1 protein-coding gene is annotated in these 950 nt (G+C 72.9%); it reads left to right on the top strand.

Translation table 11 applies throughout. From position 1 onward, the window contains the following. A partial coding sequence (locus AC2W7C_RS18440; RefSeq protein ID WP_486002642.1) for a HAMP domain-containing protein occupies nucleotides 1-949 on the top strand: 949 nt, incomplete at its 5' end. Nucleotide 950: the final 1 nt, after the last annotated feature.

The raw sequence follows: 950 nt of genomic DNA, 5'->3' as shown, positions 1-950 counted from the left end.
CGGGCCCGCGGTCGATCGTGATCCAGCGCACCGAGGGGGCGGACGTCACCATCCACCGGGGGTGGGCGAAGCGATGATCCTGGATTCCCCCGACCGCCAGTTCACCCTCCTGACGGAACGCCTGTCCTTCTCGCCCTTCGCCGCCTCCGTCCAGCGGCCCGACGGGTTGTGGGCCACCGTCGAGCCGCCGCGCGGCCTGCTGTCGCCCTGGCAGCGGCGGGTGTTGCTGGCCCTGGCCATCTCGATGCTTCTGCTGGCGCCCCTGGTGTGGTGGATGGCGCGCCGCCTGACCCGGCCCATCCGCGTGTTCGCCGACGCCGCCGAACGCCTGGGCGCCGACCCGGAGGCCGAGCCGCTGGCGCCGTCCGGCCCCAGCGAGGTCCGCACCGCCATCCATGCCTTCAACGACATGCAGGCGTCGCTGCGCAGCCACATGCGCCAACGGACCCAGACGATAGCGGCGATCGCCCACGACCTGCGTACGCCGCTGACCCGCCTGCGCTTCCGCGCCGAACAGGCGCCGGAGGGCGTGCGCGACCGCATGGCTTCCGACATCGAGGAGATGGACGCCCTGATCGCCCAGGCCATGGCCTTCGTGCGCGGCGAGACGACGCCCGAGCGTCGCGAACCGATGAACCTCGACGCCCTGGCCGCCGACATCGCCCACGGGTTCGCTGAGACAGGGGCCGAAGCGACCTTCGACGGCGGCGGGCCTTTGTGGATTCTCGGCGATCCCGCGGCGCTGCGCCGAGCGCTGGCCAATCTCATCGCCAACGCGCTGCAGTACGGCGGCGCGGCGCGCGTGAAGGCTTTCGCGTCCGACGGCGCGGCGGTGGTCCTGGTCGAGGATGACGGGCCCGGCTTGGCCGACGACGAGCTGGAGGCGGTGTTCGAGCCCTTCCTGCGCGGCGAGCGATCGCGCAACCGCGAACCGGCGGCGCGGGCCTAGG

It is taken from the genome of Brevundimonas sp. CURTG3B2_SDJG (assembly GCF_057364705.1).
The sequence above is the reverse complement of the archived record's forward strand: the minus strand, read 5'-3'. Positions and strand labels throughout refer to the sequence as shown.